Annotated in this window: 25 protein-coding genes; 6 read left to right on the forward strand and 19 right to left on the reverse strand. The window is 73.1% G+C overall.

Features of this window, described 5'->3' with window-relative positions; translation table 11 throughout:
* Positions 1-42 precede the first annotated feature (42 nt).
* Positions 43-3,057, forward strand: coding sequence for an AAA family ATPase (locus IE269_RS29580; RefSeq protein WP_189826264.1), 3,015 nt, complete (start codon positions 43-45; stop codon positions 3,055-3,057).
* Positions 3,058-3,083: 26 nt separating this feature from the next.
* Here IE269_RS29580 and IE269_RS29585 read toward each other — a convergent pair whose 3' ends face one another.
* Positions 3,084-3,530, reverse strand: coding sequence for an Lrp/AsnC family transcriptional regulator (locus tag IE269_RS29585; RefSeq protein ID WP_189826265.1), 447 nt, complete (start codon positions 3,528-3,530; stop codon positions 3,084-3,086).
* An 87-nt stretch (positions 3,531-3,617) separates the two neighbouring features.
* Here IE269_RS29585 and IE269_RS29590 point away from each other — a divergent pair, with 87 nt between their 5' ends.
* Both IE269_RS29590 and IE269_RS29595 read left to right on the forward strand, forming a co-directional pair.
* On the forward strand, positions 3,618-4,142 hold the full coding sequence (locus IE269_RS29590) for a rhodanese-like domain-containing protein (RefSeq protein WP_438817647.1): 525 nt from the start codon (positions 3,618-3,620) through the stop codon (positions 4,140-4,142).
* 83 nt (positions 4,143-4,225) lie between these two features.
* The gene (locus tag IE269_RS29595) at positions 4,226-5,080 is read left to right on the forward strand and encodes an SDR family oxidoreductase (protein ID WP_189826267.1); all 855 of its coding nucleotides are present in this window, start codon (positions 4,226-4,228) and stop codon (positions 5,078-5,080) included.
* A gap of 9 nt (positions 5,081-5,089) precedes the next feature.
* On the opposite strand, the gene IE269_RS29600 is transcribed toward IE269_RS29595, so the two are convergent.
* From IE269_RS29600 to IE269_RS29610, 3 genes are all read right to left on the reverse strand, one after another.
* Positions 5,090-5,953 (reverse strand): ATP-grasp domain-containing protein, encoded by an 864-nt coding sequence (locus IE269_RS29600; RefSeq protein ID WP_189826399.1) that lies wholly within the window; start codon positions 5,951-5,953, stop codon positions 5,090-5,092.
* Positions 5,954-6,027: 74 nt separating this feature from the next.
* A complete protein-coding gene (locus tag IE269_RS29605; protein ID WP_189826268.1) occupies positions 6,028-7,719 on the reverse strand; it encodes a DUF885 domain-containing protein in 1,692 nt (563 codons plus the stop codon).
* Positions 7,720-7,754: 35 nt separating this feature from the next.
* Positions 7,755-8,270, reverse strand: a complete 516-nt coding sequence (locus tag IE269_RS29610) for an Lrp/AsnC family transcriptional regulator (RefSeq protein WP_189826269.1) — start codon at positions 8,268-8,270, stop codon at positions 7,755-7,757.
* A gap of 60 nt (positions 8,271-8,330) precedes the next feature.
* Here IE269_RS29610 and IE269_RS29615 point away from each other — a divergent pair, with 60 nt between their 5' ends.
* On the forward strand, positions 8,331-9,641 hold the full coding sequence (locus IE269_RS29615) for a trans-sulfuration enzyme family protein (protein ID WP_189826270.1): 1,311 nt from the start codon (positions 8,331-8,333) through the stop codon (positions 9,639-9,641).
* Here IE269_RS29615 and IE269_RS29620 read toward each other — a convergent pair.
* The 4 genes from IE269_RS29620 to IE269_RS29635 all read right to left on the reverse strand — a co-directional run bounded on the left by IE269_RS29620 (position 9,571) and on the right by IE269_RS29635 (position 12,854).
* Complete coding sequence (locus IE269_RS29620; protein WP_189826271.1) at positions 9,571-11,013, reverse strand: GNAT family N-acetyltransferase; 1,443 nt, start codon at positions 11,011-11,013, stop codon at positions 9,571-9,573. The two genes, IE269_RS29615 and IE269_RS29620, sit on opposite strands and share 71 nt — an antisense overlap.
* A 144-nt stretch (positions 11,014-11,157) precedes the next feature.
* Positions 11,158-11,490: a winged helix-turn-helix domain-containing protein gene (locus tag IE269_RS29625; RefSeq protein WP_189826272.1), complete on the reverse strand. Its 333-nt coding sequence runs from the start codon at positions 11,488-11,490 to the stop codon at positions 11,158-11,160.
* Positions 11,487-11,909: a hypothetical protein gene (locus tag IE269_RS29630; RefSeq protein WP_189826273.1), complete on the reverse strand. Its 423-nt coding sequence runs from the start codon at positions 11,907-11,909 to the stop codon at positions 11,487-11,489. The genes IE269_RS29625 and IE269_RS29630 overlap by 4 nt, the downstream gene beginning before the upstream one ends.
* A gap of 114 nt (positions 11,910-12,023) precedes the next feature.
* Complete coding sequence (locus IE269_RS29635; protein ID WP_189826274.1) at positions 12,024-12,854, reverse strand: alpha/beta fold hydrolase; 831 nt, start codon at positions 12,852-12,854, stop codon at positions 12,024-12,026.
* Positions 12,855-13,043: 189 nt separating this feature from the next.
* On the opposite strand from IE269_RS29635, the gene IE269_RS29640 reads away from it, so the two are divergent.
* Together IE269_RS29640 and IE269_RS29645 are read left to right on the forward strand one after the other, a co-directional pair.
* Entirely contained in the window at positions 13,044-13,937 is an 894-nt protein-coding gene (locus tag IE269_RS29640; protein ID WP_189826275.1) for an RNA polymerase sigma-70 factor, read from the forward strand.
* 276 nt (positions 13,938-14,213) lie between these two features.
* The gene (locus IE269_RS29645; RefSeq protein WP_189826276.1) at positions 14,214-14,981 is read left to right on the forward strand and encodes a GntR family transcriptional regulator; all 768 of its coding nucleotides are present in this window, start codon (positions 14,214-14,216) and stop codon (positions 14,979-14,981) included.
* Positions 14,982-15,204: 223 nt separating this feature from the next.
* Here IE269_RS29645 and IE269_RS29650 read toward each other — a convergent pair whose 3' ends face one another.
* From IE269_RS29650 to bioD, 11 genes are all read right to left on the reverse strand, one after another.
* Complete coding sequence (locus tag IE269_RS29650) at positions 15,205-16,371, reverse strand: ROK family protein (protein WP_189826277.1); 1,167 nt, start codon at positions 16,369-16,371, stop codon at positions 15,205-15,207.
* Positions 16,372-16,476: 105 nt separating this feature from the next.
* Positions 16,477-17,025 (reverse strand): G/U mismatch-specific DNA glycosylase, encoded by a 549-nt coding sequence (gene mug / locus IE269_RS29655; protein ID WP_189826278.1) that lies wholly within the window; start codon positions 17,023-17,025, stop codon positions 16,477-16,479.
* A 7-nt stretch (positions 17,026-17,032) separates the two neighbouring features.
* A complete protein-coding gene (purB, locus tag IE269_RS29660) occupies positions 17,033-18,466 on the reverse strand; it encodes an adenylosuccinate lyase (RefSeq protein ID WP_189826279.1) in 1,434 nt (477 codons plus the stop codon).
* 59 nt (positions 18,467-18,525) lie between these two features.
* Positions 18,526-19,305 (reverse strand): SGNH/GDSL hydrolase family protein, encoded by a 780-nt coding sequence (locus IE269_RS29665; RefSeq protein ID WP_189826280.1) that lies wholly within the window; start codon positions 19,303-19,305, stop codon positions 18,526-18,528.
* 92 nt (positions 19,306-19,397) lie between these two features.
* Complete coding sequence (locus IE269_RS29670; RefSeq protein ID WP_189826281.1) at positions 19,398-20,417, reverse strand: hemolysin family protein; 1,020 nt, start codon at positions 20,415-20,417, stop codon at positions 19,398-19,400.
* Positions 20,414-21,769: a hemolysin family protein gene (locus IE269_RS29675; protein WP_189826282.1), complete on the reverse strand. Its 1,356-nt coding sequence runs from the start codon at positions 21,767-21,769 to the stop codon at positions 20,414-20,416. The genes IE269_RS29670 and IE269_RS29675 overlap by 4 nt, the downstream gene beginning before the upstream one ends.
* A gap of 234 nt (positions 21,770-22,003) precedes the next feature.
* Positions 22,004-22,438 carry a GNAT family N-acetyltransferase gene (locus tag IE269_RS29680; RefSeq protein ID WP_189826283.1) on the reverse strand — a complete coding sequence of 145 codons (435 nt, stop codon included), beginning with the start codon at positions 22,436-22,438 and terminating at the stop codon, positions 22,004-22,006.
* 72 nt (positions 22,439-22,510) lie between these two features.
* The gene (locus tag IE269_RS29685; protein WP_189826284.1) at positions 22,511-23,392 is read right to left on the reverse strand and encodes an LLM class F420-dependent oxidoreductase; all 882 of its coding nucleotides are present in this window, start codon (positions 23,390-23,392) and stop codon (positions 22,511-22,513) included.
* A gap of 59 nt (positions 23,393-23,451) precedes the next feature.
* The gene (locus tag IE269_RS29690; protein WP_189826285.1) at positions 23,452-24,177 is read right to left on the reverse strand and encodes a class I SAM-dependent methyltransferase; all 726 of its coding nucleotides are present in this window, start codon (positions 24,175-24,177) and stop codon (positions 23,452-23,454) included.
* 86 nt (positions 24,178-24,263) lie between these two features.
* Complete coding sequence (locus tag IE269_RS29695) at positions 24,264-24,608, reverse strand: VOC family protein (protein ID WP_189826286.1); 345 nt, start codon at positions 24,606-24,608, stop codon at positions 24,264-24,266.
* A gap of 10 nt (positions 24,609-24,618) precedes the next feature.
* Positions 24,619-25,335 (reverse strand): dethiobiotin synthase, encoded by a 717-nt coding sequence (gene bioD, locus IE269_RS29700; protein WP_189826287.1) that lies wholly within the window; start codon positions 25,333-25,335, stop codon positions 24,619-24,621.
* Between the last annotated feature and the right edge of the window lie 207 nt (positions 25,336-25,542).

Genomic DNA, 25,542 nt, shown 5'->3' on the forward strand with positions numbered 1-25,542 from the left:
CGTGTGCGAGATGTCCCGCCGGGGCCCGTGCGAGGTGCCCCGATGAAGCTGCACTCCCTGCGCGTCACCGCCTTCGGCCCCTTCGGCGCCGCCCAGCACGTCGACTTCGACGCGCTCAACGCCGCCGGACTGTTCCTCCTGCACGGGCCGACCGGCGCGGGCAAGACCTCCGTCCTGGACGCCGTCTGCTTCGCGCTGTACGGGTCCGTGCCCGGCGCCCGCGAGGGGCGCGGCCTCACCCTGCGCAGCGACCACGCCGCCACCGACACCCCCACCGAGGTCGTCCTCGACCTCACCGTCGGCGGCCGTCGCCTGGAAGTCACCCGCCGCCCCGCCCAGTTGCGGCCCAAGAAGGGCAACCGCACCGGCTTCGTCACCGAGAAGGCCCAGAGCTGGCTGCGCGAGCGCGACCCCGAGACGGGGGAGTGGCAGGCCCTCAGCCGCTCCCACCAGGAGATCGGCGAGGAGATCGGCCAGCTCGTCGGGATGAACCGCGAGCAGTTCTGCCAGGTCGTCCTCCTCCCGCAGGGCGACTTCGCCCGTTTCCTGCGCGCCGACGCCGAAGCCCGCGGAAAACTCCTCGGCAAGCTCTTCGACACCCGCCGTTTCGCCGCCGTCGAAGAACGCCTCGCCGAACTGCGCCGCACCGCCGAACAGCAGGTCAAGCAGGGCGACGAACGCCTCCTCGCCCTCGCCGAACGCACCGCCGAGGCCGCCGGTCCCGCCGCCCGCGACCTGCCCCGCCCCGAGGAGCGCCCCGGCGACCCCGGGCTCGCCGCCGCCGTCCTCGCCTGGGCCGCCGTTGCCCGCAGCGGGGCCGTCGAGCGCCGGGACCTCGCCGCCTGCGCGGTGGACGCCGCCGACAGCAGACGGGCCGCCGCCCGGCGCGTGCTGGAGGAGCAGCGGGACCTGCTGCGGCTCCAGGAGCGGTACGCGGAGACCCGCCGCCGCGCGACCGCGCTGGACGAACGCCGTGAGCAGTTCGAGGGGCTCTGCACCCGCCAGGACCTGGCCCGGGCCGCCGACCGGGTCGCCCCTGCCCTGACCCTGCGCGACACCGCCGAACGCGAACACCGGCAGGCCGCCACGGCGTACGCACACGCCCGCACCCGGCTGCCCGCCTCCCTCGCCGACGCCGGGGCCGACCAGCTCGCCGAGCGGGAGAGGCGGATACGGCAGGAGCTGGGCGGCCTGGACGCCGCCCGCCGGGCCGAGCGCCGCAGCGCCGAGATCACCGCCGAGCGCGCCGCCCTCGACCGGGAGGCCCGCGCCGACGAGGACGTACGGCAGGACGCCGAGGACTGGCTCGCCGCCTGGGACTCCGTACGACGCCGCCTCCAGGACCGCATCGAGACCGCCCAGGAAGCGGCGACCCGCGCCGGGCACCTGGAGTCGCAGCTCGCACCGGCCGCCGCCCGGCTGGCCGCCGCCCGCCGCCGCGACGCACTGGACCAGCAACTGGGCGGTGCCGAGCAGCGCCTGCGCACCGCCCGCGACGCGGCGGGCGACGCCCGAGAGCACTGGCTCGACCTGCGCGAGCGCAGGCTCAGCGGCATCGCCGCCGAACTCGCCGCCGAACTCCGCGACGGCGAGGCCTGCAAGGTCTGCGGCGCCACCGGCCACCCCGCCCCCGCCCGCGCCGGGGCCGGACACGTCGACCGGGACACCGAACAGCGCGCCGAGGACGCCTACGGGCGAGCCGAGGACACCCGGGCGCAGGCCGAGAGCGAACTGTCCCGGCTCCGGCAGACCCACGCCGCCGCCCAGGCCGAGGCCACCGGTGCGAGCGTCGACGAACTGGCCGTACTGGAAGGCGAGTTGCGCCACGACCACGCGACCGCCCACGCCGCGGCGGGCGACATGCACGCCGCCCGCGAGGAACTGGGCCGCGCCGAGCAGGAGCACGCCCGCCGCGTCGACGCCCGCGAGCAGGCCGAACGGCGCAGCGCCGCCCGCACCTCGCACCGCGAGGCCATCGACCGCGAACTCGCCGGACTCCAGGAGGAGTTGACCCGGGCGCGCGGGGAGGCGGGCAGCGTGGAGGAGCAGTTCGCCACCCTCACCCGCCGGGTCGCCCTGCTCGCCGACGCCGCCGAGGCGGTACGGGCGTACGAGGAGACGGCGGAGCGCCTCAAGGCCGCCGACGGGTCCCTCGCCGACGCCGCGTTCAAGGCCGGATTCGCCACCCCGGACGAGGCGGCGCGGGCCTTCCTCGACCACCGTGAGCAGCGCGCCCTCCAGGAGCGCATCGACGCCTGGCAGGCCGAACGGGCCGCGGTCGCCGACCGGCTGCACGAGAGGGACGCCGCCGAAGCGGCCGCCCGGCCCGCCTCCGACGTCCGGTCCGCCGAGGCGGCACTCACCGCCGCCGAACGCGCCCAGCGCGACGCGACCTCCGCGTACGACGCCGCCCGCGACCGGTGCACGGCGCTGGCCCGCCTCGGCAGGCAGGCCCAGGACGAGGCCCGCAGGCTCGGCCCGCTGCGCGCCGACTACGAACGGGTGGCCCGCATGGCGGGACTCGCCGCCGGCACCTCCGCCGACAACGAACGCAAGATGCGCCTGGAGTCGTACGTCCTGGCCGCCCGCCTGGAACAGGTCGCCGCCGCCGCGACCGCCCGGCTGCACCGCATGTCCGCCGGCCGCTACACCCTCGTGCACTCCGACGAGCGCACCATCGGCACCGGCAGCAGGCGCGCGGGCCTCGGCCTGCACGTCGTGGACTCCTGGACCGGCCGTGAGCGCGACACCTCCACCCTGTCCGGCGGCGAGACCTTCTTCGCCTCCCTCGCGCTGGCGCTCGGCCTCGCGGACGTCGTCACCGACGAGGCGGGCGGGGTGCGCCTGGACACCCTGTTCATCGACGAGGGCTTCGGCAGCCTCGACGAGGCGACACTGGACGAGGTCATCGACGTACTCGACGCCCTGCGCGAACGGAACCGCAGCGTCGGCATCGTCAGCCACGTCGGCGACCTGCGCCGCCGCATCCCGGTCCAACTGGAGGTGATCAAGGGGCGGGCGGGCTCTGCCGTGCGTCGCCGGGGCACGGCAGACTGAGGTTCAGGGGGATCTGCGACCGAGGCTCAGCGGCTGATCGCCCGGCGCGGCAGCGGCGAGGAGTACACCACGCTGGTCGTCACCGAACCCAGTGCCCCGATCCGCCCGGACACCTCCTCCAGGTGCTGCATCGACCGTGCGGCGACCTTCAGCACGAAGCAGTCGTCGCCGGTCACGTGGTGCGCCTCCAGCACCTCCGGCGTCACGTCGAGGAGGTCGTGGAAGGGCTTGTAGTTCCCGTGCGGGTAGCGCAGCCGCACGAAGGCGAGGATCGGCATGCCGATCCGCTCGGGCTCGACCACGGCGGCGTACCCCGAGATCACCCCCGCCTCCTCCAGGCGGCGCACGCGCTCGGTCACCGCGCTCGACGACATCGAGACGGTCCGCGCCAACTCGGCAAAAGTGGCACGGCCTTCGCGTTGCAGGGCTTCCAGAATGCGCCAGTCCGTGGCGTCCGGTGAATATCCGGTCATGCGCACAGACAACAGGGGATTCACCGGCAGATCAAGAGAAGTCCCGGGGTAATCCACTTCAGCCCGATGATCATCGACCGTAGATTTCTGGCCATGACGAGCACCACGACGAGCACCGCCTCGCACACCGCCGCCCCCGTTGCTCCCGCCGCCAACGCCGTCCTGCGCGTCCCGCCCGCGTCCCCCGCCGCTGCCGCCGCGTACTTCGGCGCCAGCCTCGCCTTCCACGCGGACGTCTCCGACGTCGCCTCCGCCCTCGCCGCGGGCGGCGACCCCGGCTTCGTCGTGATCGACTCCCGCAACACCGCCTCCTGGGACCAGGGCCACGTCCCCGGCGCCGTGCACCTGCCCACCGCCCTCATCCCCGAGCAGGCCGAACGCCTCCTCGACAAGAGCGTCCCCGTCGTCACCTACTGCTGGGGCCCCGGCTGCAACGGCGCCACCCGTGCCGCCCTCGCCCTGGCCCAACTCGGCTACCAGGTCAAGGAGATGCTCGGCGGCATGGAGTACTGGATCCGCGAGGGCTTCGCGTACGAGACCTGGGAGGGCCCGGTGACGCCCACGGCCGACCCGCTGACCGCCCCGGTCGACTCCGACGACTGCGGCTGCTGAAGACTCCTGCGGCTGCCGAACCCGCCTGCGGTGGCAGGGAATCCGGTGGAGCGGGGCCGGCCTCTTTGAGAGGATCCGGGACCATGCCCGAGATCCAGCACCCCGCCCCCGAAGACCTCCGCCGCGATCCCCGCCCCCTCCTGGGCCGCACCGCACTCGTCACCGGGGCCAGCAGGCGCGGCGGCATCGGCTACGCGGTGGCCCGGCGGCTCGCCGCGTACGGGGCGAGCGTCTACCTGCACCACCACGTCCCGCACGACGCCGCCCAGCCGTGGGGCGCGGACCCCGAAGGCCCCGAAGGAGTGGCCGCGGGTGTCCGGGAGGCCCGCAGCGACCCCGGAGCGGTCGTCGCCCACGGACCCGGCGACCTGACCGACCCGAAGGCCCCTGCCTCCCTCATCGCCACCGCCGCCGAAGCACTCGGCGGACGGCTCGACATCGTCGTCGCCAACCACGCCCTCAGCGGCTCGGACGGCACCCTGGACGAGATCGACGCGGACATGCTCGACGCCCACTGGGCCACGAACACCCGCTCGGTGATCCTGCTCGCCCAGGCCTACGCCCGACTGCGCACCGCACAGCCGACGCGGACCCCCGGCGGACGCCTCCTCCTGATGACCTCCGGCCAGGACCAGGGCAGCGGCATGCCCGGCGAACTGGCCTACGCCCTCGCCAAGGGCGCCCTCGCCTCGGCGACCCGCACCCTGGCCACCACCTTCGCCGACCTCGGGGTCACCGTGAACGCGGTCAACCCGGGCCCGGTGGACACCGGTTACCTGACGGGCGAGGTCTACGACACGATCGCGTCGATGTTCCCGGCGGGCCGCTGGGGCATGCCGGACGACCCGGCCCGCCTGCTCGCCTGGCTGGCCACCGACGAGGCGGCGTGGGTGACGGGCCGGGTCATCGACTCGGAGGGCGGCTTCCGCCGGGGCTGACGGCGGCCGTCACAGCCCATCGGGGCCGACGGCCGCACCCAGCACCTCGAACAGCGCCCGGGGGTCCGCCCCTTCCGGCAGCCCGCTGACCTGCCCGTCCCCGACCTCCACGACCCGCCACACCCCGTCCTCGCGCAGCGCCAGATCGGTGGTCACCCACCGGCAGCCCAGCGCCCGCACGGCCGGGCGCACCGCCGCGAGATCCGGCTCCGGGGCGTCGCCGGGGGTGTCGGGATGGGCGGTGACCAGCACCGCCTCCCCGTCCACCCACCACACCCGGGCCTCCCCGCCCCGTACGAACGACTCGAACTCCCGCACCACGAGACCGCCCGCCAGGGAGTCCTCCTGGAGCGCGAAGAGCCGGTCCACGACGGCCGACAGGGCGGCGGTGTCCCCGAGTTCGGGCACGAAGCACGCTTCGTGCCACTCGTGCTTGCGGGACTTGACGAAGTCCTTCACCACGGCGGGCCCGGCCCGCAGCGGACGGACGAGCGCGGACAATTCGGGAAGTCGGGGCGGCGCGCCCGGCGGGCACTGCCGCCAGACGCTGCGCGGCGTGAGGCCGGTGAACTCCTCGTACCAGTAAGGGAGTTCATGCGCCGCCTGATAGGAATCGGCCCCGGTCAGCAAGGCGCACCCGCGCTCCTCCAGGCCGCGCGCCAACTCCTCGTACCGGTGCACGGGAATCATCCACCCCCGGTACCAGTACGCCCCCGACCCGCGCGGCACCCGCCCCAGCGCCGCCCCGAGGTCCCCGGCGAGCAGCGCGTCGTGGTCCAGGAGCGCCACCGGCCCGCCCAGATCCCGTACCGCCGACGCCTCGGCGGCGAACGCCGGATCGACCCGCCGCCCCGACAGCGGATCGGCGCACATCAGCCAACTGCTTTGCACGGTTCCCCCTACGCGAAAGAGGGCGGGAGCCCAAGCCCCCGCCCCCCGTCACCGACTCAGAGCTTCGACAGCTCGTCCACCAGGTCGTCCAGGCCCAGCGACCCCTGCGACAGCGCCGCCATGTGCCACGCCTTCAGGTCGAAGGACTCGCCGTGCGCGGCCTGCGCGTTCGCACGGCCCAGGAGCCACGCCCGCTCGCCCAGCTTGTAGCCGATCGCCTGGCCCGGCATCGACAGGTAGCGGGTCAGCTCGCTCTCCACGAAGTCCGCCGGACGCCCGCTGTGCAGGCCGAAGAACTCCTGCGCCAGGTCCGGCGTCCACCGCTCGCCCGGGTGGAACGGCGAGTCCGCCGGAATCTCCAGCTCCAGGTGCATGCCGATGTCCACGATGATCCGCGTCGAACGCATCATCTGGGCGTCCAGGTACCCGAGCCGCTGCTCGGCGGTCTTCAGGAAGCCCAGCTCGTCCATCAGACGCTCCGCGTAGAGCGCCCAGCCCTCGCAGTTGGCGCTGACCTGGCCCACCGACGCCTGGTAGCGGGAGAGCTGGTCGGCGACGTGCGTCCACTGCGCGAGCTGGAGGTGGTGGCCGGGGACGCCCTCGTGGTACCAGGTCGACACCAGGTCGTACACCGGGAAGCGGGTCTCGCCCATGGTGGGCAGCCAGGTGATGCCCGGGCGGGAGAAGTCCTCGGAGGGGGCCGTGTAGTACGGGGCCGCCGCGCCGCCCGCGGGGGCGATCCGGGACTCCACCTTGCGGACCCGCTCGGCGAGGTCGAAGTGGGTGCCGTCGAGGGACTCGATCGCCTCGTCCATCAGCGCCTGGAGCCAGACCCGGACCTCCTCGACGCCCTCGATGTGGGTGCCGTTCTCGTCCAGCCAGGCCAGCGCCTTCCACGGGGTCTCGGCGCCCGGGAGGACCTTCTCGGCCTCGGTCTTCATCTCGGCGAGCAGGCGGTGGTACTCCGCCCAGCCGTACGCGTACGCCTCGTCCAGGTCCAGGTCGGTGCCGTTGAAGGCACGCGACCACACCGCGTACCGCTCGCGGCCCACGGCGTCGGGCGCGTCCTTGACGGCCGGCGCGTACACGTCCCGCATCCAGTCGCGCAGCGCCATCACCGAGGCGGTCGCCGCACGGGCCGCCTCGTCCAGCTCGCCGCGCAGCGACTGCGGGCCGTCCGCCGCGAACTCCTCGAACCAGCCGCGCTCGCCGCCCGCCCACTCGGTGAGCTGCTCGATGAACGTGGCGGTCGGGCGCGGACCGCCCAACAGGCCCTGCTCCAGGCCGAGTTCGAGGCAGGAGCGGTAGCCCTCGAAGGCGGCCGGGACACCGCGCAGGCGCTCGGCGATGTCCGCCCAGTCCTCGTCGGTGTCGGTCGCGTTGAGCGTGAACACCTCACGGATGGTGTGCGCGGGGGAGTGGATGTTGCTGACCGCGCGCAGGTCCTCGCCCGCCGCGTGCACCGCGAGCTCGGCGGTCAGGCGCTCGCGCAGCAGACGCCCGCAGCGCCGCTCGGCCTCGGTGTCCGCGCCGGGCAGTTGCTCCGCCTCGTCCAGGACGGCGAGGGTGTGGCGAGCCAGCTCGGCGACGGCCTGGCGGCCCTCGGGGGAGTAGTCGGGGAGGCTGCGTGCGCTGTCCTTGACCCCGAGGTAGGTGCCGAGGACCGGGTCGAGGGCGATCAGGGCGTCGACGTACGCGTCGGCGACCTCGCGCGGGAGCGGGGTGTCAAGGGTGCTGTTGTCTGACATACGGACATCCTCGTACGAAGAGGGGGCCCACGTCACTAGCGTTCTGCGCCTGACCCCTGTCGCCCCGTGACCTGGGGCGATCCGGGAGGCAGCAGAGGACCGCAGTCCCACTGCTGGAAGATCAGCCGGGTCTCCACACGGGCCACCTCGCGACGGGAGGTGAACTCGTCCAGGACGAGCCGCTGGAGCTCGGCGGCGTCGGCCACCGCCACCTGCACCAGGTAGTCGTCGGGCCCCGTCAGGTGGAACAGTGCCCGTGACTCGGGCAGCGCCCTGACCCGCTCCACGAACGGGCCGATCAGCTCCCGGCGGTGCGGGCGCACCTGCACCAGCAGCAGCGCCTCGATGCCGCGCCCCAGCTTCGCCGGGTCCAGCCGCAGCTGGTGCCCGAGGATCACGCCGGAGCGGCGCAGCCTGGTCACGCGGTCCAGACAGGTGGAGGGGGCGACGCCGACTTCGGCGGCCAGGTCGCGGTACGTCGTCCGGGCGTCGTTCTGCAACAGGCGCAGAATGTGCAGGTCGACCGGGTCCAGTGCGACGGAATCAGCCATTGGCCGAACGTAGCACGGGAGTTCACCGCCGAAGTCCGGTGGATGTTCAGACTGCGCAGCATGACCCCCGTATCCTCGCCCGCACCCCGGGCCGCCGCCTCCGAGCACCCCGCACCCCGGGCCGCCGCCTCCGAGCACCCCGCACCCCGGGCCCTCGCCACCCACGCCGTGCACGCCGGCCGCGAAGACCTCGCCGCGCTGGGCGTGCACGCCGTGCCGCTGGACCTCTCGACGACGTACCCCTCCCACGACAGCCGTGCGGAGGCCGCCCGCATCGACGCGTTCGCCGCGACCGGGGAACTCCCCGAGGGCCCGCCGGTGTACGCCCGCCTCGACAACCCGACGACCGCCCGCTTCGAGGAGGCGCTCGCCCGGCTCGAAGGCACGGACTCCTCCGTCGCCTTCGCCAGCGGCATGGCCGCGCTGACCGCCGTCCTGCTGGTGCGGGCGTCGGCGGGGCTGCGGCACGTGGTGGCGGTGCGCCCGCTGTACGGATGCAGCGACCACCTGCTCACCGCAGGGCTGCTCGGCACCGAGGTCACCTGGGTCGACCGCACCGACCCGGCGGGCATCGCGGAGGCGATCCGCCCCGACACGGGGCTCGTGATGGTCGAGACCCCGGCCAACCCGACTCTCGCGGAGATCGACATCGCGGCCGTCGCCGAGGCCTGCGGCCCGGTTCCGCTGCTGGTCGACAGCACCTTCGCGACACCGGTGCTCCAGCGCCCCGTCGAGCACGGGGCCCGCCTGGTCCTGCACAGCGCCACCAAGTACCTGGGCGGGCACGGTGACGTGCTGGCCGGAGTGGTGGCCTGCGACGAGGAGTTCGCCCGGCAGTTGCGGCAGGTGCGGTTCGCCACCGGCGGCGTGCTGCACCCGCTCGCCGGATACCTGCTGCTGCGCGGCCTGTCCACGCTTCCGGTACGGATGAAGGCCGCGTCCGCGAACGCCTCCGAGCTGGCCCGCCGCCTCGCCGCCGACCCCCGAGTTGCCCGCGTCCACTACCCCGAACTGGGCGGCGCGATGGTCGCCTTCGAGGTGTACGGCGACCCGCACGCGGTGATCGCGGGCGTCCGCCTGATCACCCCGGCCGTCAGCCTCGGCAGCGTCGACACCCTGATCCAGCACCCGGCCTCCATCAGCCACCGGATCGTGGCCGAGGGAGACCGGCGCTCGGCGGGCGTCAGCGACCGGCTGCTGCGAATGTCGGTCGGGCTGGAGGACGTCGAGGACCTCTGGCGGGACCTCTGCGAGGCCCTGGCGGCGGCCGGTTCCGTACCGGCCACCGACCGCCTGGTCCTCAACTCCGGTCGGAGCGGGGCACGTACGGCAGACCTTCCTGCTGCACGGAACCAGGGCGTACCGGCGTAGTCACCCCGCCGAGCCGCGCCGTCACCACCAGCGTGCCCTCCTCGATCTGGTAGTCCAGGGGCAGTTCGAGGCCGCGCATCGCGGCGACCATGCCGGTGTTGGACGCCTGAGTGACGGCGTACACGCTCTCGCAGTCGGCCTCGGCCGCCAGGCCCACCAGCCTGCTCAGCAGCTCGGAGCCGATGCCCCGGCGCTGCCAGGCGTCCTCGACGATCAGCGCCACCTCGGTCTCGTCGCCGTCCCACAGCAGGTGGCCGAGGGCGACGAGCCGCCCGGACGCGGTCTGCACGGCCAGCGTGCGGCCGTAACGGGGGCTGAGCAGGTGGGTGAGATAGCGGTCGGCGTCGGCAACGGGCCCGTGGTAGCGGAGCCCCAGCGTCCGCTCCGAGCAGCGCTCGTGCATGGCGAGTGCCGCTTCGAGGTCGTCGGGTCCGGCCCTGCGTACGGTGATGGCGTTGCCCTCGGGCAGCGTCAGCACGTCCTGGCTGCGCGGCACCCGCGGCCCGAGCCGGGCGTCCAGCTCCACCAGCGCCCTGGCCCGCGCGAACTCGGTGGGCGTGAACGGCAGGTAGGGCCGCTCCACGGTGATCGCCCCGCCGGACGGGTGGCCGAGCCGCATGACCGTCCCTTCGAGTACGCCCTCCACGGGCGCCGCGTGTCCGGACGGCCGCCCGGTGAGGGTGGTCGCGGGCAGCGAGTGGATGGTGCACCGGCCGAGCAACTGCCGCAGTGCGAGCGGCAGTTCGGCGGCATCGAGCGCGGTGCGGGTGGCGAGACCCAGCACCCGGGTGGGCGCGTCCACGAGGTCGTGCGTGTCGGCCCGCTCCAGCCAGGTGTCCTTGGCCCCTATGGCCGCGACCTCGCGGGACAGGTCCCGGATCTGCACCTCGGCGGGCGCCCGGAGCAGGAACTCGTCCACGGTGCCGTCACCGAGCGGGTGGGTCTGGAGGGTCAGGATGTCGACCTCCAGCCGTGCCAGCACGGTGCACAGCGCGGCCAGCGAGCCGGGCTCGTCCTTGACCGTCGTACGCATCCGCCACAGCGCGGTCTCGCGGGGCTCGGCCGGCTCCTCGGACTCGGCCGCCTCCACGGCCGTGCCGGGATCGGTCGGCGGTGCGGGCGGAGGTGCGTGCCCGTGCTTCCGTGCCCACCAGGTGTGGAACCCGGCGGTGGCGGCGAGCGCCACCGCCGAGGCGATGAGCAGCACGGGTCCGTCGGGGCCGTGCACGATCATGTTCGCGATCGAGTCGGCGACCGCGACCGCCGTGAAGAGCGCCGCCAGCTCCACGAGGTCGCGCCGCCAGTGGTGGCGGTGCCGGGGCTTGGAGGCCTGCTGGGAAGGGGCTGCCGCGGGGCGATTCGTGTGCGTCATGGCAGCACTCTTGCTCAGCGGTGTTGCGTGATCACGAACGGTTTGTGACTGATGGGTTAAGTGTGCTTCTGGTCGTTTCGCCGCGATTCTGGGCGCGGGGCGACCGGAGCTGACCGATCCCGTGGCGGGATACGTTCGCCCAGGTCAGGTGGGAGTGTCAAGCGCCTGGCCGCCGGCGATGGCCCGGAGGGCGTCCAGGTGACGCCCGTACACCTCGCGCCCCTCCTTCGTGAGCGCCAGCCAGGTCCGGGGCCTGCGCTCGATCCGCCCCTTCGTCACGGTCACCCACCCCGCCTCCTCCAGAGCGGCCACCTGCTTCGACAGCACCGAGTCGGACACCTCCACCAGATCCCGTACGAATCCGAACTCGGCCTTGTCCAGCGGAGCGAGCGCCGCCACCACGGACAGCCGCACCGGAGAGGACAGCAGCGGTGCCAGCGCGTGCCGGGGGTGCGCGCCGGCCTTCTGCTCCGTCATGCCGCACTCCGCAGCTCGAACACGGCCCCCACCAGCAGGGGCAGTGCGCAGGCCACGGCGCCCCCGACGGCGAGCGGCACGCTGTCCTGCCACCCGTCCCGGCCGTGCAGCACGATCGTCGCCGTGTAGAGCAGCGTCCAGGCGCCGATCGTGAGGCCGTGCCGGAGACCGAAGTGGCGCCGCGCCGTGCGCTGCCGGGCGGCGTACACGCTCAGCAGGACGACCATCACCGCGAACACGGACATCGTGACGGCGGTGGCCAGTGCGCCGTGCCAGAGCACGACCAGCGGGATGAAGGCGAACTGCGCGGTGCCGAAGACCAGGAGGTAGCGCGCGTACCAACTGCTGCCGTGCCGTGCGGCGCCCTCCACCCGCTCCGCCTTCCGCAACGCCGCGACCGCGTCCGCGTATTCACTCATGGCTCCCCCAACGTCCCGTGGAATCGGTGTTGTTGCCAGATTGCCATCTACTTTCCACTTTGGAAAGAGTGTGCGGTCCCTGCCGCCCGTACGGTCCTGGAGGCCCTCGCGGCCTCAGCGGCTGGTGTCGAGGATGACCCTCGCCACCGCCGCCGGATCGTCGTTCATCGGCACGTGCCCGCACCCCGGCAGCCGCACCAGACGCGCCTCCGGGATGATCCCCTTGGCCCGCACCCCCTGCCGTCGCACCAGCAGCCGGTCCTTCGTCCCCCACGCCACCGTCACCGGCACGTCCCGCACGTCGTCCCGGAACTGCACGCTCAGCCCCGCGGTCAGCGTCGGTCCGAAGCCGGTGGCCTCCCGCAGCGCCAAGGTCTCCGCGACGACCGATTCCGGCGTACGCCGCCCCGGCTTGGCGTAGATCGTGCTGGTCAGTGCGAACCGGCCCGCCTCGCTCTTCGACAGCCGCTCGATCAGCGGCAGCGGCATCGCCTTCGCCGCCGCCCGCATCCCGCGCAGCGTCCCGAACGCGTACCGCCGCTCGGCCTGCGTCCAGAAGCCCGCGGGGGAGAGCGCCGTCACCGACCGCGCCAGCTTCTCCCGGCCCATCTCCAGTGCGAGCAGCCCGCCGAGCGAGTTCCCGGCGACGTGCGGCCGCTCCACCCCCAACTCCCGGCAGAAGGCGCCCAGTACGGGCACCACCGACTCCAGGTCGTACGACACGCCGTCGGGGAGGGCCGGCGAGGTCCCGAACCCGGGCAGGTCGACGGCGATCACGTCGCGCTCCGCCGCCAGCGCGGACAGCACCGGCTCCCAGGCCTGCCAGTGGTGCCCGATGCCGTGCAGCAGGAGCAGCGGCTCGCCCTGCCCGCGACGCTCGTACGTGACGGACGCGGTGCGCGGGCCGCCGGGGGACTCGACGGCGAAGGCGACGGTGGCGGTCATGGGGGACTCCTCGGGATTCCTCGGGGCGGGGGTGCAGGAACAGCCTTAGACGCTCTGTCAGCAACAACTACCCTCCAGTAGCTTGGAGTTCAAGAGCCGCTCCCGCTCGGCCCGCGCCGGCCGCGGGTGTGGCCGAGACCGCTCCCGCCCGCCCTGGACACCGCCACGCCCGTGAGCTGGGATGGAGGGATGACCTTGGACACGGCCACCGACGCCGCCGCCCTCTTCGAAGAGCACCGCCCCGTCCTGATCGGCGTCGCCTACCGCATGCTCGGTCGCGTCGCCGACGCCGAGGACGTCGTGCAGGAGGCGTGGCTGCGCTGGTCGGCGGAGGACCGCGAGGAGGTCCGCACACCGCGGGCCTATCTCGTACGGATCACCACGCGTCTGGCCATCGACCGCCTGCGGCACGTGCAGTCGCGACGGGAGGCGTACGTCGGCCCCTGGCTGCCGGAGCCGCTCGCCACCGACCTCGACGCGAGCGTCCCCGACACCGCCGAACGCGCCGTGCTCGCCGAGTCCGTCTCCCTCGCCGTCCTGGTCGTCCTCGAATCTCTCTCGCCGCTGGAACGCGCCGTGTTCGTCCTGCGCGAGGCCTTCGGATTTCCGTACGGGGAGATCGCCGCCGCACTCGACCGGTCGGACGCGGCGGTGCGCCAGCTCGCGGGGCGCGCCCGCAAGCACGTGGACGCGCGCAAGCCGCGCTTCGACGTGGACCCGGCCGAGCGGCAGGAGCTCACCGAGCGGTTCCTCGCCGCCGCGGCCGGGGGCGACCTCGGCGACCTGCTCGCGCTGCTGGCCCCCGAGGTGCGCCTCGTCGGCGACGGCGGCGGCAAGGTGCGGCTCTCGCTGCGGGTCGTGGAGAGCGCGGACAAGGTGGCGCGCTTCCTGGCGGGCATCGCCAAGAAGGCGGCCCCCGGCACCGAGATCCGCTTCGCCGAACTCAACGGTGGGCCCGCGCTGGTGTCGTCGGTGGACGGAGTGGTGGACGCCGTCTTCCAGTTGGACGTCGCCGACGGGCTCATTCAGACCGTCTACATCATGCGCAATCCCGACAAACTCTCCGCACTCCTGCCGGAATAGTCTCTTCCGGATTTCCCGTGCGTCTCTCTGCCCCGTATCCGTCCCTCGGATGCGGGGCAGTTTGCGGCTTCGTGAACGGTCCGTGGCCTACGCGCAATTCGCTCCCGGGCTTCCATAACCTCCGTAAAGGAAAGCGGATTGGTCTTGACCAAGTAGGGGGGCGGACCTATGGTCGCAGAGTTAGTGCAAGGACCTTTAATAAACAAGGGCGCGGAACGGCGTCTTGGCGGACGTCTCGGAATGCCGCGGGGGACGCGGCGATTGCGGAGGATCAGGGTGGGGACCACGCAGCTCGAAACGGTGCCGGAGCCGAAGTACTGGCACCTCAAGACCGTGCTCAGCGAGGCACTCGACTCCGACTTCTCGGTCGGCGAGATCCTTCCCAACGAGCGCGAGCTCGCGGCCCGCTTCGGGGTCGCCCGGGCCACGCTCCGCCAGGCCCTCGAACAGCTGGAGCTGGAGGGCCGCCTCCAGCGCCGCCGGGGTGTGGGCACCACGGTCGCGCCGCCGCGCATGGGTGTCGACGTCTCGACCTCGCAGCACTCCTGGCCGGGTGCGGCCGACGACGCCTGGGTGCCGGTCGGCTCCGCGCTCGCCGCACCGCCGGCGGCCGTCAGCCGCATGCTCGGGACGCCCCTCGGGGACGAGCTGCACGTGGTGCGGCGCACGCGCATGACGCACGGGCAGCCGGTCGCGGCCGAACTGCTCTACGTGCCTGCGGCGTCGGTGCCCGAACTGCCCGCCGTGGAGACCCCGTCGGGGCAGGTCCGCGCCCGTACGGTGCTGCGTGAACTCCAGCGGCTCGGGCTGGAGGGCCAGGACCGGGCCGTCGAACTGGGCTCCGCGCGTGCCGACGACGCCAAGGAACTGGACCGGCTGCCAGGTGCGCCTGTCCTGGTCGTGACGACCCGCTACTTCGCGGAGGGCCGCACGGCGGCCGTCTCCGTCGCCACCTACCGCGCCGACACGTGCCGTCTGACCTTCGGCGACTCCGGTGACCTCGAAATAAGCCACCACGACGCTCCGGCGGCCCACGCGTCCTGACCGGAGGGCGATCCGTAGCCCCCTTGGACGGCGCCCTTCCGCTTAGCCCCCTTGGGCGGCGCCCCTTCCGCCTAGCCCCCTTGGGCGGCGGGGCCGCCCCCCGGGGGCGGGACGGGCGGGCAAGGGGGCGGTACGCCCGATCCGGGCCCGCCCCGGTCCCGGCCCCTGCCCGCACCCTCGAGACCGGCCCACCCTCACCCCGTACCGCCCGCGCCCCGAGCGCTCAGCGGCGGGCCGTCACCGTCGTCTCCACCGCGAAGAGCTGCTCCTCCACGTGGTCGAGGGCGAGACGGAGCGCGCCCGTCGCCACCGAGGCCTCGCCCAGGAGGGAAAGCGCCACCCTCGGAGGCCGCAGGCAGAAGCGTTCCAGCTCGGTGCGCAGGGGATCCAGGACCCCGTCCAGGCCCGCTGCCCACCCGCCGACCACCACCAGCTCCGGGTCCAGCGCCAGCACGAGCGCCGCCACGTCGTGGACGAGCCGCTGGAGGAAGCGGTCCATCGCCGCCCGCGCCCGTTCGTCCCCCCGCTTGGCCTGCGCGAAGACCGCCGCCACCGCCTGCTCGTCCAGGGGGTGCAGGGGTTCGTCCGTGGTGGAGAGCAGGCTCTCGGGCCGGTCCTCCTGGCCCAGCAGATGCAGCGCGCCGATCTCACCGGCCGCCCCGCCGAAGCCCCGGTGCAGCCGGCCGCCGATCAGCGAACCGGCCCCCGGGCTCAGCCCGGCCAGCACGAAGACCATGTCGTCGGTGTCCTGTCCGACGCCCTTCCAGTGCTCGGCCACGGCCGCGGTGTTCGCGTCGTTCTCGACGAGGACGGGACAGCGGAAGGAGCGGCGCAGACGTTCGCCGAGGGGGAGTCCGGTCCAGCCGGGCAGCGCCGTGCCGAGGCGCACCGTCCCGTCGGCCTCCACGATGCCGGGGCTGCCGACGCCCACCGCCCGCAGCGAGCTGCGCGCGACACCGGCCCGGCGCAGTACGTCGGCCACCACGACCCGTACCCGCTCCAGCCGGTCGTCCGCGCTCGCCGACTCGTCCACCTCGCGCGAGCCCGCACCGACGATCCGCCCGTCGAGCCCGGAGATCAGCGCCGAGATCCGGTGCGGCCCGATCTCGATGCCCAGCAGATGCCCCGCCTCGGCCCGGAACCGGAACCGCCGCGCGGGCCGCCCCTGCCGCTTGGCCCCGCCCTCCTCGGCCTCCGCCTCGACGACCAGCCCGGTCTCCATGAGCCCCTCGACGACGCCCTCGACGGTCGGCCGGGAAAGGCCGGTGACGCGGGTCAGGTCGGTGAGGGTGGGGGAGTCGGCGGCGTCCGCGCCGCGCAGCGCGTGCAGTACCACCGCGGAGTTGATCCGCCGCAGCAGAGAGGGGTCCCCGCCGGTCAGCCGCCCCAACGTGTCCTCCCGGCTCGTACGTGTGTCTGGCTGCTGGATCGTATCCGCTGGCCACACGCGGTGCGAGCCGCGTCGTACAAAGCGGAACCGGATCGTTGCAGGGCGCTACGTGCCTGCAACGTCTGCGGAGGCCTCGCGCAGCCTCCCGTACTCCTCGGCCATCGCGTCCAGGCTCCAGTGCGCGTTGAGCCCGCTGGGGTTGGGCAGTGCCCAGACCCGCGCCCCGCCGATCGTCCGCTCCTGCGGCCCGATCCGCGCCTTCTTCTCGCCGAACGCCGTGCGGTACGCGGTCACCCCGACCACCGCCAGCCACTGCGGCCCCAGCCGCTCCACCTTCGCGGTGAGCAGCCGCCCGCCCTCGACGTACTCCTCGGCGCTCAGCTCGTCCGCCCGGGCGCTGGCCCGCGCGACGACGTTGGTGATGCCGAGACCGTACGAGAGGAGCTCCTCCTGTTCGCAGGGCTGCAACTGGCGCGGGGTGAAGCCCGACCGGTGCAGCACGGGCCAGAACCGGTTGCCGGGGCGGGCGAAGTGGTACCCGGTGGCCGCCGACATCAGCCCGGGGTTGATGCCGCAGAACAGCACACGCAGACCGCCCGCGACCACGTCGGGGATGACGCGGTCGCGGGCGGCCTGAAGCTCCTCAGGAGTCACGTGGTGATCAGAGGATCGAGCCGGGGGCGTAGCCGGCCGCCTCGGGGTGCTGCTTGGCGATCTCCTCGATGCGCGCGACCAGCACGCCCACCTGCTGGCCCGCCGCACCGGTGAAGGACAGCTTGTCCGCCATCAGCTCGTCCAGCTGCGCGCGGTCCAGCGGCATCCGGTCGTCTGCGGCCAGCTTGTCCAGCAGCTCGTTGCGCTCGGCGCCCTGCTCGCGCATGGCGAGCGCGGAGGCCACCGCGTGCTCCTTGATGACCTCGTGCGCGGCCTCCCGGCCGACCCCGGCCCGTACGGCGGCCATCAGGACCTTCGTCGTGGCGAGGAAGGGGAGGTAGCGGTCCAGCTCGCGGGCGACGACGGCCGGGAAGGCACCGAACTCGTCCAGGACGGTCAGGAAGGTCTCCAGGAGCCCGTCGAATGCGAAGAACGCGTCCGGCAGCGCCACCCGGCGGACCACGGAGCAGGACACGTCGCCCTCGTTCCACTGGTCGCCCGCCAGCTCGCCGGTCATCGACGCGTAGCCGCGCAGGATGACCATCAGGCCGTTGACGCGCTCGCAGGAGCGGGTGTTCATCTTGTGCGGCATCGCGGAGGAGCCGACCTGGCCGGGCTTGAAGCCCTCGGTGACCAGCTCGTGGCCCGCCATCAGGCGGATCGTCTTGGCGACGGAGGAGGGCGCGCCGGCGAGCTGCACCAGCGCGGTCACCACCTCGTAGTCCAGCGAGCGCGGGTAGACCTGGCCGACCGAGGTGAAGGCGTGCGCGAAGCCGAGGTGGCCCGCGATGCGCTGCTCCAGCTCCGCCAGCTTCTCGGCGTCGCCGCCGAGCAGGTCGAGCATGTCCTGGGCGGTGCCGACGGGGCCCTTGATGCCGCGCAGCGGGTAGCGGCCCAGCAGCTCCTCAAGACGCCCGTACGCGACGAGCAGTTCGTCGGCGGCGGTCGCGAAGCGCTTGCCGAGGGTGGTGGCCTGGGCGGCGACGTTGTGCGAGCGACCGGCCATGACCAGCTCGGCGTAGTCCGCCGACAGCTTGCCGAGGCGGGCGAGGACGGCGACCGTGCGGTCCCGCATCAGTTCGAGCGAGAGCCGGATCTGGAGCTGCTCGACGTTCTCGGTGAGGTCGCGGGACGTCATGCCCTTGTGGACCTGCTCGTGCCCGGCGAGGGCGTTGAACTCCTCGATCCGCGCCTTCACGTCGTGGCGCGTGACCTTCTCGCGCTCGGCGATGGAGGCCAGGTCGACCTGGTCGAGCACGCGCTCGTAGTCGGCGAGCGCCGCGTCCGGAACCTCGATCCCGAGGTCCTTCTGCGCACGCAGCACGGCCAGCCACAGCTGGCGCTCCAGCTTGACCTTCTGCTCGGGGGACCACAGGACGGCGAGCTCCGCGGAGGCGTAGCGGCCGGCCAGGACATTGGGAATGCGGGGCTTGGCAGTCACGTAAACAGATTCTACTGGCGGTTTGTGCAGGCCAGAGCCGCGGGGCGGTTCGTACGTTGCTACGAGAGGCGCTGGTCGTACGGGAGCAGCTCCGGGCGCTTCGCCGGGCGGCCGTCCCCCGACGAGCGCCCCGTGATCCGGCGGCCGATCCACGGCACCAGGTGCTCGCGCGCGAACCGCACGTCGCTCACCCGGCGTGCGGCCCACTTCGGCGGCACGGCGGCGGGCAGCGGGGCCAGCCAGTCGTCCTCGGCCTCCTGTCCGAGGGCCTGCCAGACCGCCTCGGCCACCCGGCGGTGCCCCTCGGCGGTGAGGTGCAGGCGGTCCACGTCCCACATCCGCTGGTCACCGAGCACGGCAGCCCCGTACAGGTCGACGACCACCGCGTCGTGCCGGGCGGCCAGCTCCTCGACGACGGCGAACAGCTCCTCGACCCTCGGGCGGAACCGCTCGAAGACCGGACCGTGGCGGCCCGGGCTGCGCATCAGCACGAGCTGCTTGCAGGACGGGGCCAGCGTCTCGACGGCCTCGGTGAGCTTGGCGCGGACGCGGCCCATGTCGACCTTGGGGCGCAGGGTGTCGTTGAGGCCGCCCACCAGCGTCACCACGTCCGCCTTCATCGCGGCGGCGAGCGGCGCCTGTTCGTCGGCGATCTGGCCGATCAGCTTGCCGCGCACGGCGAGGTTCGCGTACCGGAAGCCGGGTGTGCGCGCGGCCATCCGGGCGGCGAGCAGATCGGCCCAGCCGCGGTAGGAACCGTCGGGCAGGAGGTCGGACATTCCCTCGGTGAAGGAGTCGCCGACCGCGACAAGACTGGTGTAGGTGGCATTCATCTCCATGGCGGAGCGATCGTACCCAATCACTTGCGGGCGCGTGCGGTCGGGAAACGACAATGCCCGACCCCTCCTGTCGAGGGATCGGGCATCGTGCGTCAGGCCTGCTGCGGCGGCCCCACCAGCTCCCGCAGCACGTCCTCCATGGTGACCAGACCGGCCGGGCGGCCGTCCTCGTCCGCCACGGCGGCCAGGTGCGTACGGCTGCGGCGCATGGCCGTCAGTACGTCGTCCAGCGGGGTCTCCGCCCGTACCCGCGCGATCGGCCGCATCGCCGAGACCGGGAACGGCAGGTCGCGCGGCATCGCGTCCAGGGCGTCCTTCACATGCAGGTAGCCGAGGATGCGCCGGGTCGAGTCGAGGACCGGGAAGCGGGAGAATCCGGACTCGGCCGAGAGCCGCTCCAGCTCCTCCGGCGTCGTCCCGACCTGCGCGTACACCACGCGCTCGACCGGCATCACGACGTCCCGCACCGGGCGCCGGCCCAGCTCCAGGGCGTCCCGCAGCCGGTCCGCGGCCCGGTCGTCCAGCAGACCCGCGTCCTCGGTGTCCTTCACCAGCCGGGCCAGCTCGTCGTCCGAGAACGTCGCCGACACCTCGTCCTTCGCCTCCACCTTCAGCAGCTTCAGCAGCAGGTTGGCGAAGGAGTTGATCGCGAAGATCACCGGCCGCAGCGCCCGCGCGACGGCGACCAGCGGAGGGCCGAGGACCAGCGCGGTCTTCGTCGGCTCGGCCAGCGCGATGTTCTTCGGCACCATCTCGCCGAGCAGCATGTGCAGATACGTCGCCAGCGCCAGCGCGATCACGAAGGAGATCGGGTGGGTCAGCGCGTCCGGCACGCCCACCGCGTGGAACATCGGCTCCAGCAGGTGCGCGATGGCGGGCTCGGCGACGATGCCGAGCACCAGGGTGCACAGCGTGATGCCGAGCTGGGCGGCGGCCAGCAGCGCCGAGACGTGCTCCAGGCCCCAGATGACGCTGCGCGCCCTGCGGTTCCCGGCCTCGGCCTGCGGCTCGATCTGCGAACGCCGTACCGAGATCAGCGCGAATTCCGCGCCGACGAAGAAGGCGTTGACGACCAGCGTGAGCAGGCCGATGAGGAGCTGTATCGCGATCATCGTCCGGCCTCCGTCTGGTGCTGGTGGGTCTCGTGCACGTCGTCGGAGGCGAGCGGCGCGTGCATCAGCACCCGGGCCGCCCTCCTGCCGCTCGCGTCCACCACGTCCAGCTTCCAGCCGGACAGCTCGACGCAGTCACCGACCTCGGGGATGCGGCCCAGCTCGTTGGCGATCAGCCCGGCCAGGGTCTCGTACGGGCCTTCCGGCACGCGCATCCCGATCCGCTCCAGCTGGTCGCAGCGGGCGGCGCCGTCCGCCGACCACAGGTCGCGGCCGTCGGTGTCCTCGCCCGCGCGGGCGAGGTCGGGGGTCTCGTGCGGGTCGTGCTCGTCGCGCACCTCGCCGACGACCTCCTCGACGATGTCCTCCAGCGTGACGACACCGGCGGTGCCGCCGTACTCGTCGATGACGACGGCCATGGTCCGCTTGCCGGACAGCCGGTCCAGCAGTTTGTCGACGGTCAGCGTCTCGGGTACGAGCAGGGGCTCGCGGACCAGTTCGGTGACCGGGTGGCGGGGCCTGCGGTCGGCGGGGACGGCCAGGACGTCCTTGATGTGCACCAGGCCGACGACGGAGTCCAGGCTGCCCCGGTACACGGGGAAGCGGGACAGGCCGGTCGCCCGGGTGGCGTTCGCGACGTCCTCGGCGGTGGCAAGCACGTCCAGTGCGGTGACCTGCACGCGCGGGGTCATCACGTTCTCGGCGGTCAGCTCCGCCAGGTTGAGCGTACGGACGAACAGCTCGGCGGTGTCCGCCTCCAGCGCGCCCTCCTTCGCGGAGTGACGGGCCAGCGCCACCAGCTCCTGCGGGCTGCGGGCGGACGCCAGCTCCTCGGCGGGCTCCATGCCGAAGCGGCGCAGGATGCGGTTGGCGGTGTTGTTGAGGTGGCTGATCAGCGGCTTGAACGCGGCCGTGAACCAGCGCTGCGGGGTCGCCACTACCTTCGCGACGGCCAGCGGCGAGGAGATCGCCCAGTTCTTGGGGACCAGCTCGCCGACGACCATCAGCACGACGGTCGACAGCGCGGTGCCCAGCACCAGGGCGACGGAGGAGGCCACGGCGGGGGACAGGCCGACCGCCTCGACCGGGCCCTTGAGCAGCTTGGAGATCGACGGCTCGGAGAGCATGCCGACGAGGAGGTTGGTGACGGTGATGCCGAGCTGCGCGCCGGAGAGCTGGAAGGTCAGGCCGCGTACGGCCTTCAGGGCGCTCTCGGCACCCCGCTCGCCCCGCTCGACGGCCCGCTCCAGGTCGCCACGCTCCACCGTCGTCAGCGAGAACTCCGCCGCGACGAAGGCGCCGCAGATCAGCGAGAGCAGGAGCGCCACGAGGAGCAGAAGCACTTCAATCATCGGTTCACCTCCGTCCCATGATCGATCAGGGTCAGGAGGATCGCGCGATGTCGACTACTGGGAGGCTCGCCCATGGGCGGACGCTCACACCTTTCGGGATGACGGTGGCAGGGGACCGGCGGATGCCGGGCCCCTCGGTTCACCAGAATGAGCCACCCATGGTAAACGATCGGTAAAGTCACTGGTACGGGGGCTGCTCGGCCGCGTGGCAGAGCGGCCCCCGGGCGCGCACGCTCAGCCTGCGAGCGGCTTGACCCAGCGGGACCACTGGGGCTCGGGCGCGTACCCGGCCGCCCGCCAGGCGGAGTGCGCCGTCTCGTTCGCGTTCAGCACCATCGCGTCCCCGCGCCGCCCGCCGAGCGCCACGAACCGCTCCTCGGCCGCCGCGAGCAGCGCCTTGGAGATGCCGCGGCGCCGGTGGTCGGGGTGCACGGCCAGCCGGTACAGGCTGCACCGCCAGCCGTCGAAACCGGCGATCACGGTGCCCACCAGCTCGCCGCCGCGCTCGGCCAGCACCAGGGCCTCGGGGTCGCGGGCCACCAGGCGCTCGACGCCGTCCCGGTCGTCGCTGATGCTGGTGCCTTCGGCGGCGGTCTTCCAGAAGGCGAGGACGGCGTCGAGGTCGGCGGGGGCCGCGGGGCGGAGCCGGACGCTTTCAAGATCGTTCATGGGGGCATCCCACCACCGGGCGGCGGCCGGGGGCGAGGGGGTATCCCACCATGTGGGCAGGCGGCCGTGCGGTCAGGTGCCGCGCAGCTCGGCGATGACCGGGGCGAAGGCCTCCATGTACGGCTCCAGGATGCTGAAGTAGGAGAAGCCGTAGCGCTCCCGGGCGGCCCGGAACTGGTCGGCGATCTGCTCGACCGTGCCGACCGCGAGGACGGGCAGCCCCAGCACCTCCTCCTCCGTCAGATACGGCGCGAAGGCGAAGTAGTCCTGGAGCGCGGCCCTGCGGTCGTCGGTGATCACCACCATCTGGATCAGCAGGTTCAGCTCCGGCTCCGCCGTGCGCCCGGCCGCGAACTTGCGGCACAGCGCGACCCGCTCGTCCAGTCCGTCGGCGCTGAGCACCCGCAGCTCGCCCGGCTTGACCTGGAGCCCGCCCGCGAACGCCACCACGTCCGCACGCTCGGCCGCCAGCTTCAGCACCCGGTCCCCGCCGCCCGCGATCAGCAGCGGCGGTCGGGGCCGCTGCGACGGCTTCGGCAGGTGCGCCTCGTCGGTCAGGAACCGGTCCAACTCCTCGACCGTACGGACCAGATGGTCGACCCGGCCGCCGGGCGACCGGTACTCGATCCCGGCCGTCTCGTGCTCCTCCCGGACGTACCCCGCGCCGATGCCCACCTCCAGCCGGCCGCCGGTCAGGTTGTCCACGGTCGCGACCTCGCGGGCCAGCAGGGCCGGGTTCCAGAAGGCCGCGTTGAGGACGAAGGTACCGATCCGGGGGCGTTCGGTGACGGCCGCCGCGGCGACCATCGCGGGGAACGGGGCAGGCATCCCCAGGTGGTCGGCCACCTGGATCACGTCGTACCCGATCTCCTCGGCCCGACGGCATCTGGTGGCCCACTCGCCGGGGTCGGACAGCGTCACCATGTTCACCGAAAATCGGAACGGCCTGACCACGAAGTCGCCTCCAGCGCAAGGTAACTGACGGATGCTCATTGCATGCACGGCCCTCGAACCTAACCGCCCTCGGGACGCCTCGCCACCCCCAGCACGCACGCCGACGACGGCAGTCGCGGCCCCTTCTCCGGCACGTTCAACCGCCGGTGGGCGCCGAGTTCGAGCCCGGCGGCGCGGATCGAGGCGAGGGGGTCCCGGGAGGTGTGGCAGTTGCCGAACAGCAGGGGCCACACGGTCCTGTCCAGGCCGCGCTGGAGGGCGGCCATCCCGCGCCGTTCGTCCAACCCGTGCTCGAAGAAGCGCAGTTCACCGCCGGGCCGCAGTACGCGCCTCGCCTCCGCGAGGGCCCGGTCCACGTTCCGTACGCTGCACAGCACCAGCGAGAACACCACCGCGTCGTACGCCTCGCTCTTGACCGGCAGCGCCTCCGCCGCACCGGGCACCACGTCCACCGGGACGCCCGCCTTCACGGCCTCCTCCAGCGCCAACTGGCGCAAGGAGCGCTCCGGTTCGATGGCGACGACCTCGGAGACCGTCGCCGGGTAGTGGGCGAAGTTCAGCCCGTTGCCCGCGCCGACCTCCAGCACCCGGCCGGAGAGCCCGGACAGCAGCTCCTCCCGGTGCGCCGCGATGCCGCCGCGTACGTCGGCACGGACGCTGAGGCGGGCGTAGAACCGGGCGAACAGGGGGTGGTGCACGGCGTCGTGGGGGACCCTGCGGGTGCGGCGCCCGACGTTCGTGATGCGGCGACGAATGCTCTGGGGGAATCGCGGTCGTTCGGCCATCGCGGACCTCCTCCGTGGAGTCCGAGGACCCCGGGATGCGGACGGACACCGCGATTGTCCCCCCGGGGCCCGCCGGTGACAGCCCGTCAGTCGCTCACGAAGCAGAACTCGTTGCCCTCCGGGTCCAGCAGCACCTGGAAGGACCCCACCTCGTCCGTGACGATCCCGCCGGACAGCTCCGCCCCCAGCTCCACCGCCTCGGCGCTGAACTTCGGGATGTCCTCGGCCACCAGGTCGATGTGCAACCGGTTCTTGACCGACTTGCCTTCAGGAACGCGCTGGAAGGCCAGCCGGGTGAAATCCGGGACGTCGATGTACGACCAGGTGGCATCGCGGTCCTGGGGCTCACCGCCGACCAGACTCGCCCAGAACCGGGCGAGGGCGGCGGGGTCGGCGCAGTCGAAGACGATTTCGTCGATACGTGCTCGCATGATCTCCAGCCTACGTACGGTCGGCGGTGAACTGCTCGGCGTTCCAGGTGCCGCCCAGCTCCGGGGCCAGCCACTGGGATGCGCGGGTTCCGAACTCCGCGGGGTCGAGGCCGCCCGCGCCCGCCGGGACCGCCCCCAGCAGGGGTGCGCCCGCCATCTCCGCCAGCTCCCCGACGTTGCAGCGCTCGGCGAGTCCCGGCTCGTCGGGCCAGGCGCCGATGACGACGCCGCGCGTGGTCAGGCCCCGGGCGCGCAGGGCCTCGCCGGTCAGCTGCACGATGTTGAGCGTGCCGAGGGCGGGGGCGGCGACGACGAGAACCGGGGCGTCGAGGAGTGCGGCGACGTCGGCGAGGGTGCCGCCCTCGTCGTCCAGGCGAACGAGGAGGCCGCCCGCCCCCTCCACCAGCACCAGGTCGTACTCGGCCTCCAGCTTGCGGACGGCGTCGGCGGCGGCCTGCGGGGTGACCGGCGGCATGCCTGCCCGCCGGGCGGAGGTCGCCGGAGCCAGAGGCTCCGGGAACCTCGCCAGCTCGACGGGGACGACCCCTTCCCCCGCCAGCCGCGCGGCGACATGCGCATCACCGGGCTCTGTGGGCCCGACGCCGGTCTGGGCGGGCTTGAACACCGCCACCCGCCGGCCCGCGGCGCGGGCGAGGGCGGCGACGGCGGCGGTGACGACGGTCTTACCGATGTCGGTATTGGTCCCGGTGACGACGAGAGCGGTCATGAGTGCTCCTCCTTCTTGTACGGGTCGGCCCGCACGGGCCGCTTCATCCGCGCCCCTTCCAGGGGCGCGGGGAACTGCGCAAGACGCCAGCCACCATCAAGCCGCGCGGCGAGCGCTTTAGGGAAAGGGGCGGGACCGGGGCGAAATCCGGGGGTCCGGGGGCGGAGCCCCCGGCAGGAACAGCACCCCCCCACCGCCCCGCACGGC

The organism is Streptomyces spiroverticillatus, from assembly GCA_014650415.1.
GTDB lineage: Bacteria > Actinomycetota > Actinomycetes > Streptomycetales > Streptomycetaceae > Streptomyces > Streptomyces spiroverticillatus.

Bases quoted from the DNA above. Each gene is read 5' to 3' on its own strand.
- IE269_RS29695 (WP_189826286.1), bottom strand. From the start codon at position 24,608: ATGCGAGCACGTATCGACGAAATCGTCTTCGACTGCGCCGACCCCGCC.
- bioD (WP_189826287.1), bottom strand. From the start codon at position 25,335: ATGACCGCTCTCGTCGTCACCGGGACCAATACCGACATCGGTAAGACC.
- IE269_RS29665 (WP_189826280.1), bottom strand. From the start codon at position 19,305: ATGGAGATGAATGCCACCTACACCAGTCTTGTCGCGGTCGGCGACTCC.
- IE269_RS29615 (WP_189826270.1), top strand. From the start codon at position 8,331: ATGACCCCCGTATCCTCGCCCGCACCCCGGGCCGCCGCCTCCGAGCAC.
- IE269_RS29595 (WP_189826267.1), top strand. From the start codon at position 4,226: ATGCCCGAGATCCAGCACCCCGCCCCCGAAGACCTCCGCCGCGATCCC.
- IE269_RS29585 (WP_189826265.1), bottom strand. From the start codon at position 3,530: ATGACCGGATATTCACCGGACGCCACGGACTGGCGCATTCTGGAAGCC.
- IE269_RS29640 (WP_189826275.1), top strand. From the start codon at position 13,044: ATGACCTTGGACACGGCCACCGACGCCGCCGCCCTCTTCGAAGAGCAC.
- IE269_RS29600 (WP_189826399.1), bottom strand. From the start codon at position 5,953: ATGTGCGCCGATCCGCTGTCGGGGCGGCGGGTCGATCCGGCGTTCGCC.
- IE269_RS29605 (WP_189826268.1), bottom strand. From the start codon at position 7,719: ATGTCAGACAACAGCACCCTTGACACCCCGCTCCCGCGCGAGGTCGCC.
- IE269_RS29680 (WP_189826283.1), bottom strand. From the start codon at position 22,438: ATGAACGATCTTGAAAGCGTCCGGCTCCGCCCCGCGGCCCCCGCCGAC.
- IE269_RS29580 (WP_189826264.1), top strand. From the start codon at position 43: ATGAAGCTGCACTCCCTGCGCGTCACCGCCTTCGGCCCCTTCGGCGCC.
- IE269_RS29635 (WP_189826274.1), bottom strand. From the start codon at position 12,854: ATGACCGCCACCGTCGCCTTCGCCGTCGAGTCCCCCGGCGGCCCGCGC.
- IE269_RS29620 (WP_189826271.1), bottom strand. From the start codon at position 11,013: ATGACGCACACGAATCGCCCCGCGGCAGCCCCTTCCCAGCAGGCCTCC.
- IE269_RS29610 (WP_189826269.1), bottom strand. From the start codon at position 8,270: ATGGCTGATTCCGTCGCACTGGACCCGGTCGACCTGCACATTCTGCGC.
- IE269_RS29675 (WP_189826282.1), bottom strand. From the start codon at position 21,769: ATGATTGAAGTGCTTCTGCTCCTCGTGGCGCTCCTGCTCTCGCTGATC.
- IE269_RS29625 (WP_189826272.1), bottom strand. From the start codon at position 11,490: ATGACGGAGCAGAAGGCCGGCGCGCACCCCCGGCACGCGCTGGCACCG.
- IE269_RS29670 (WP_189826281.1), bottom strand. From the start codon at position 20,417: ATGATCGCGATACAGCTCCTCATCGGCCTGCTCACGCTGGTCGTCAAC.
- IE269_RS29690 (WP_189826285.1), bottom strand. From the start codon at position 24,177: ATGGCCGAACGACCGCGATTCCCCCAGAGCATTCGTCGCCGCATCACG.
- IE269_RS29630 (WP_189826273.1), bottom strand. From the start codon at position 11,909: ATGAGTGAATACGCGGACGCGGTCGCGGCGTTGCGGAAGGCGGAGCGG.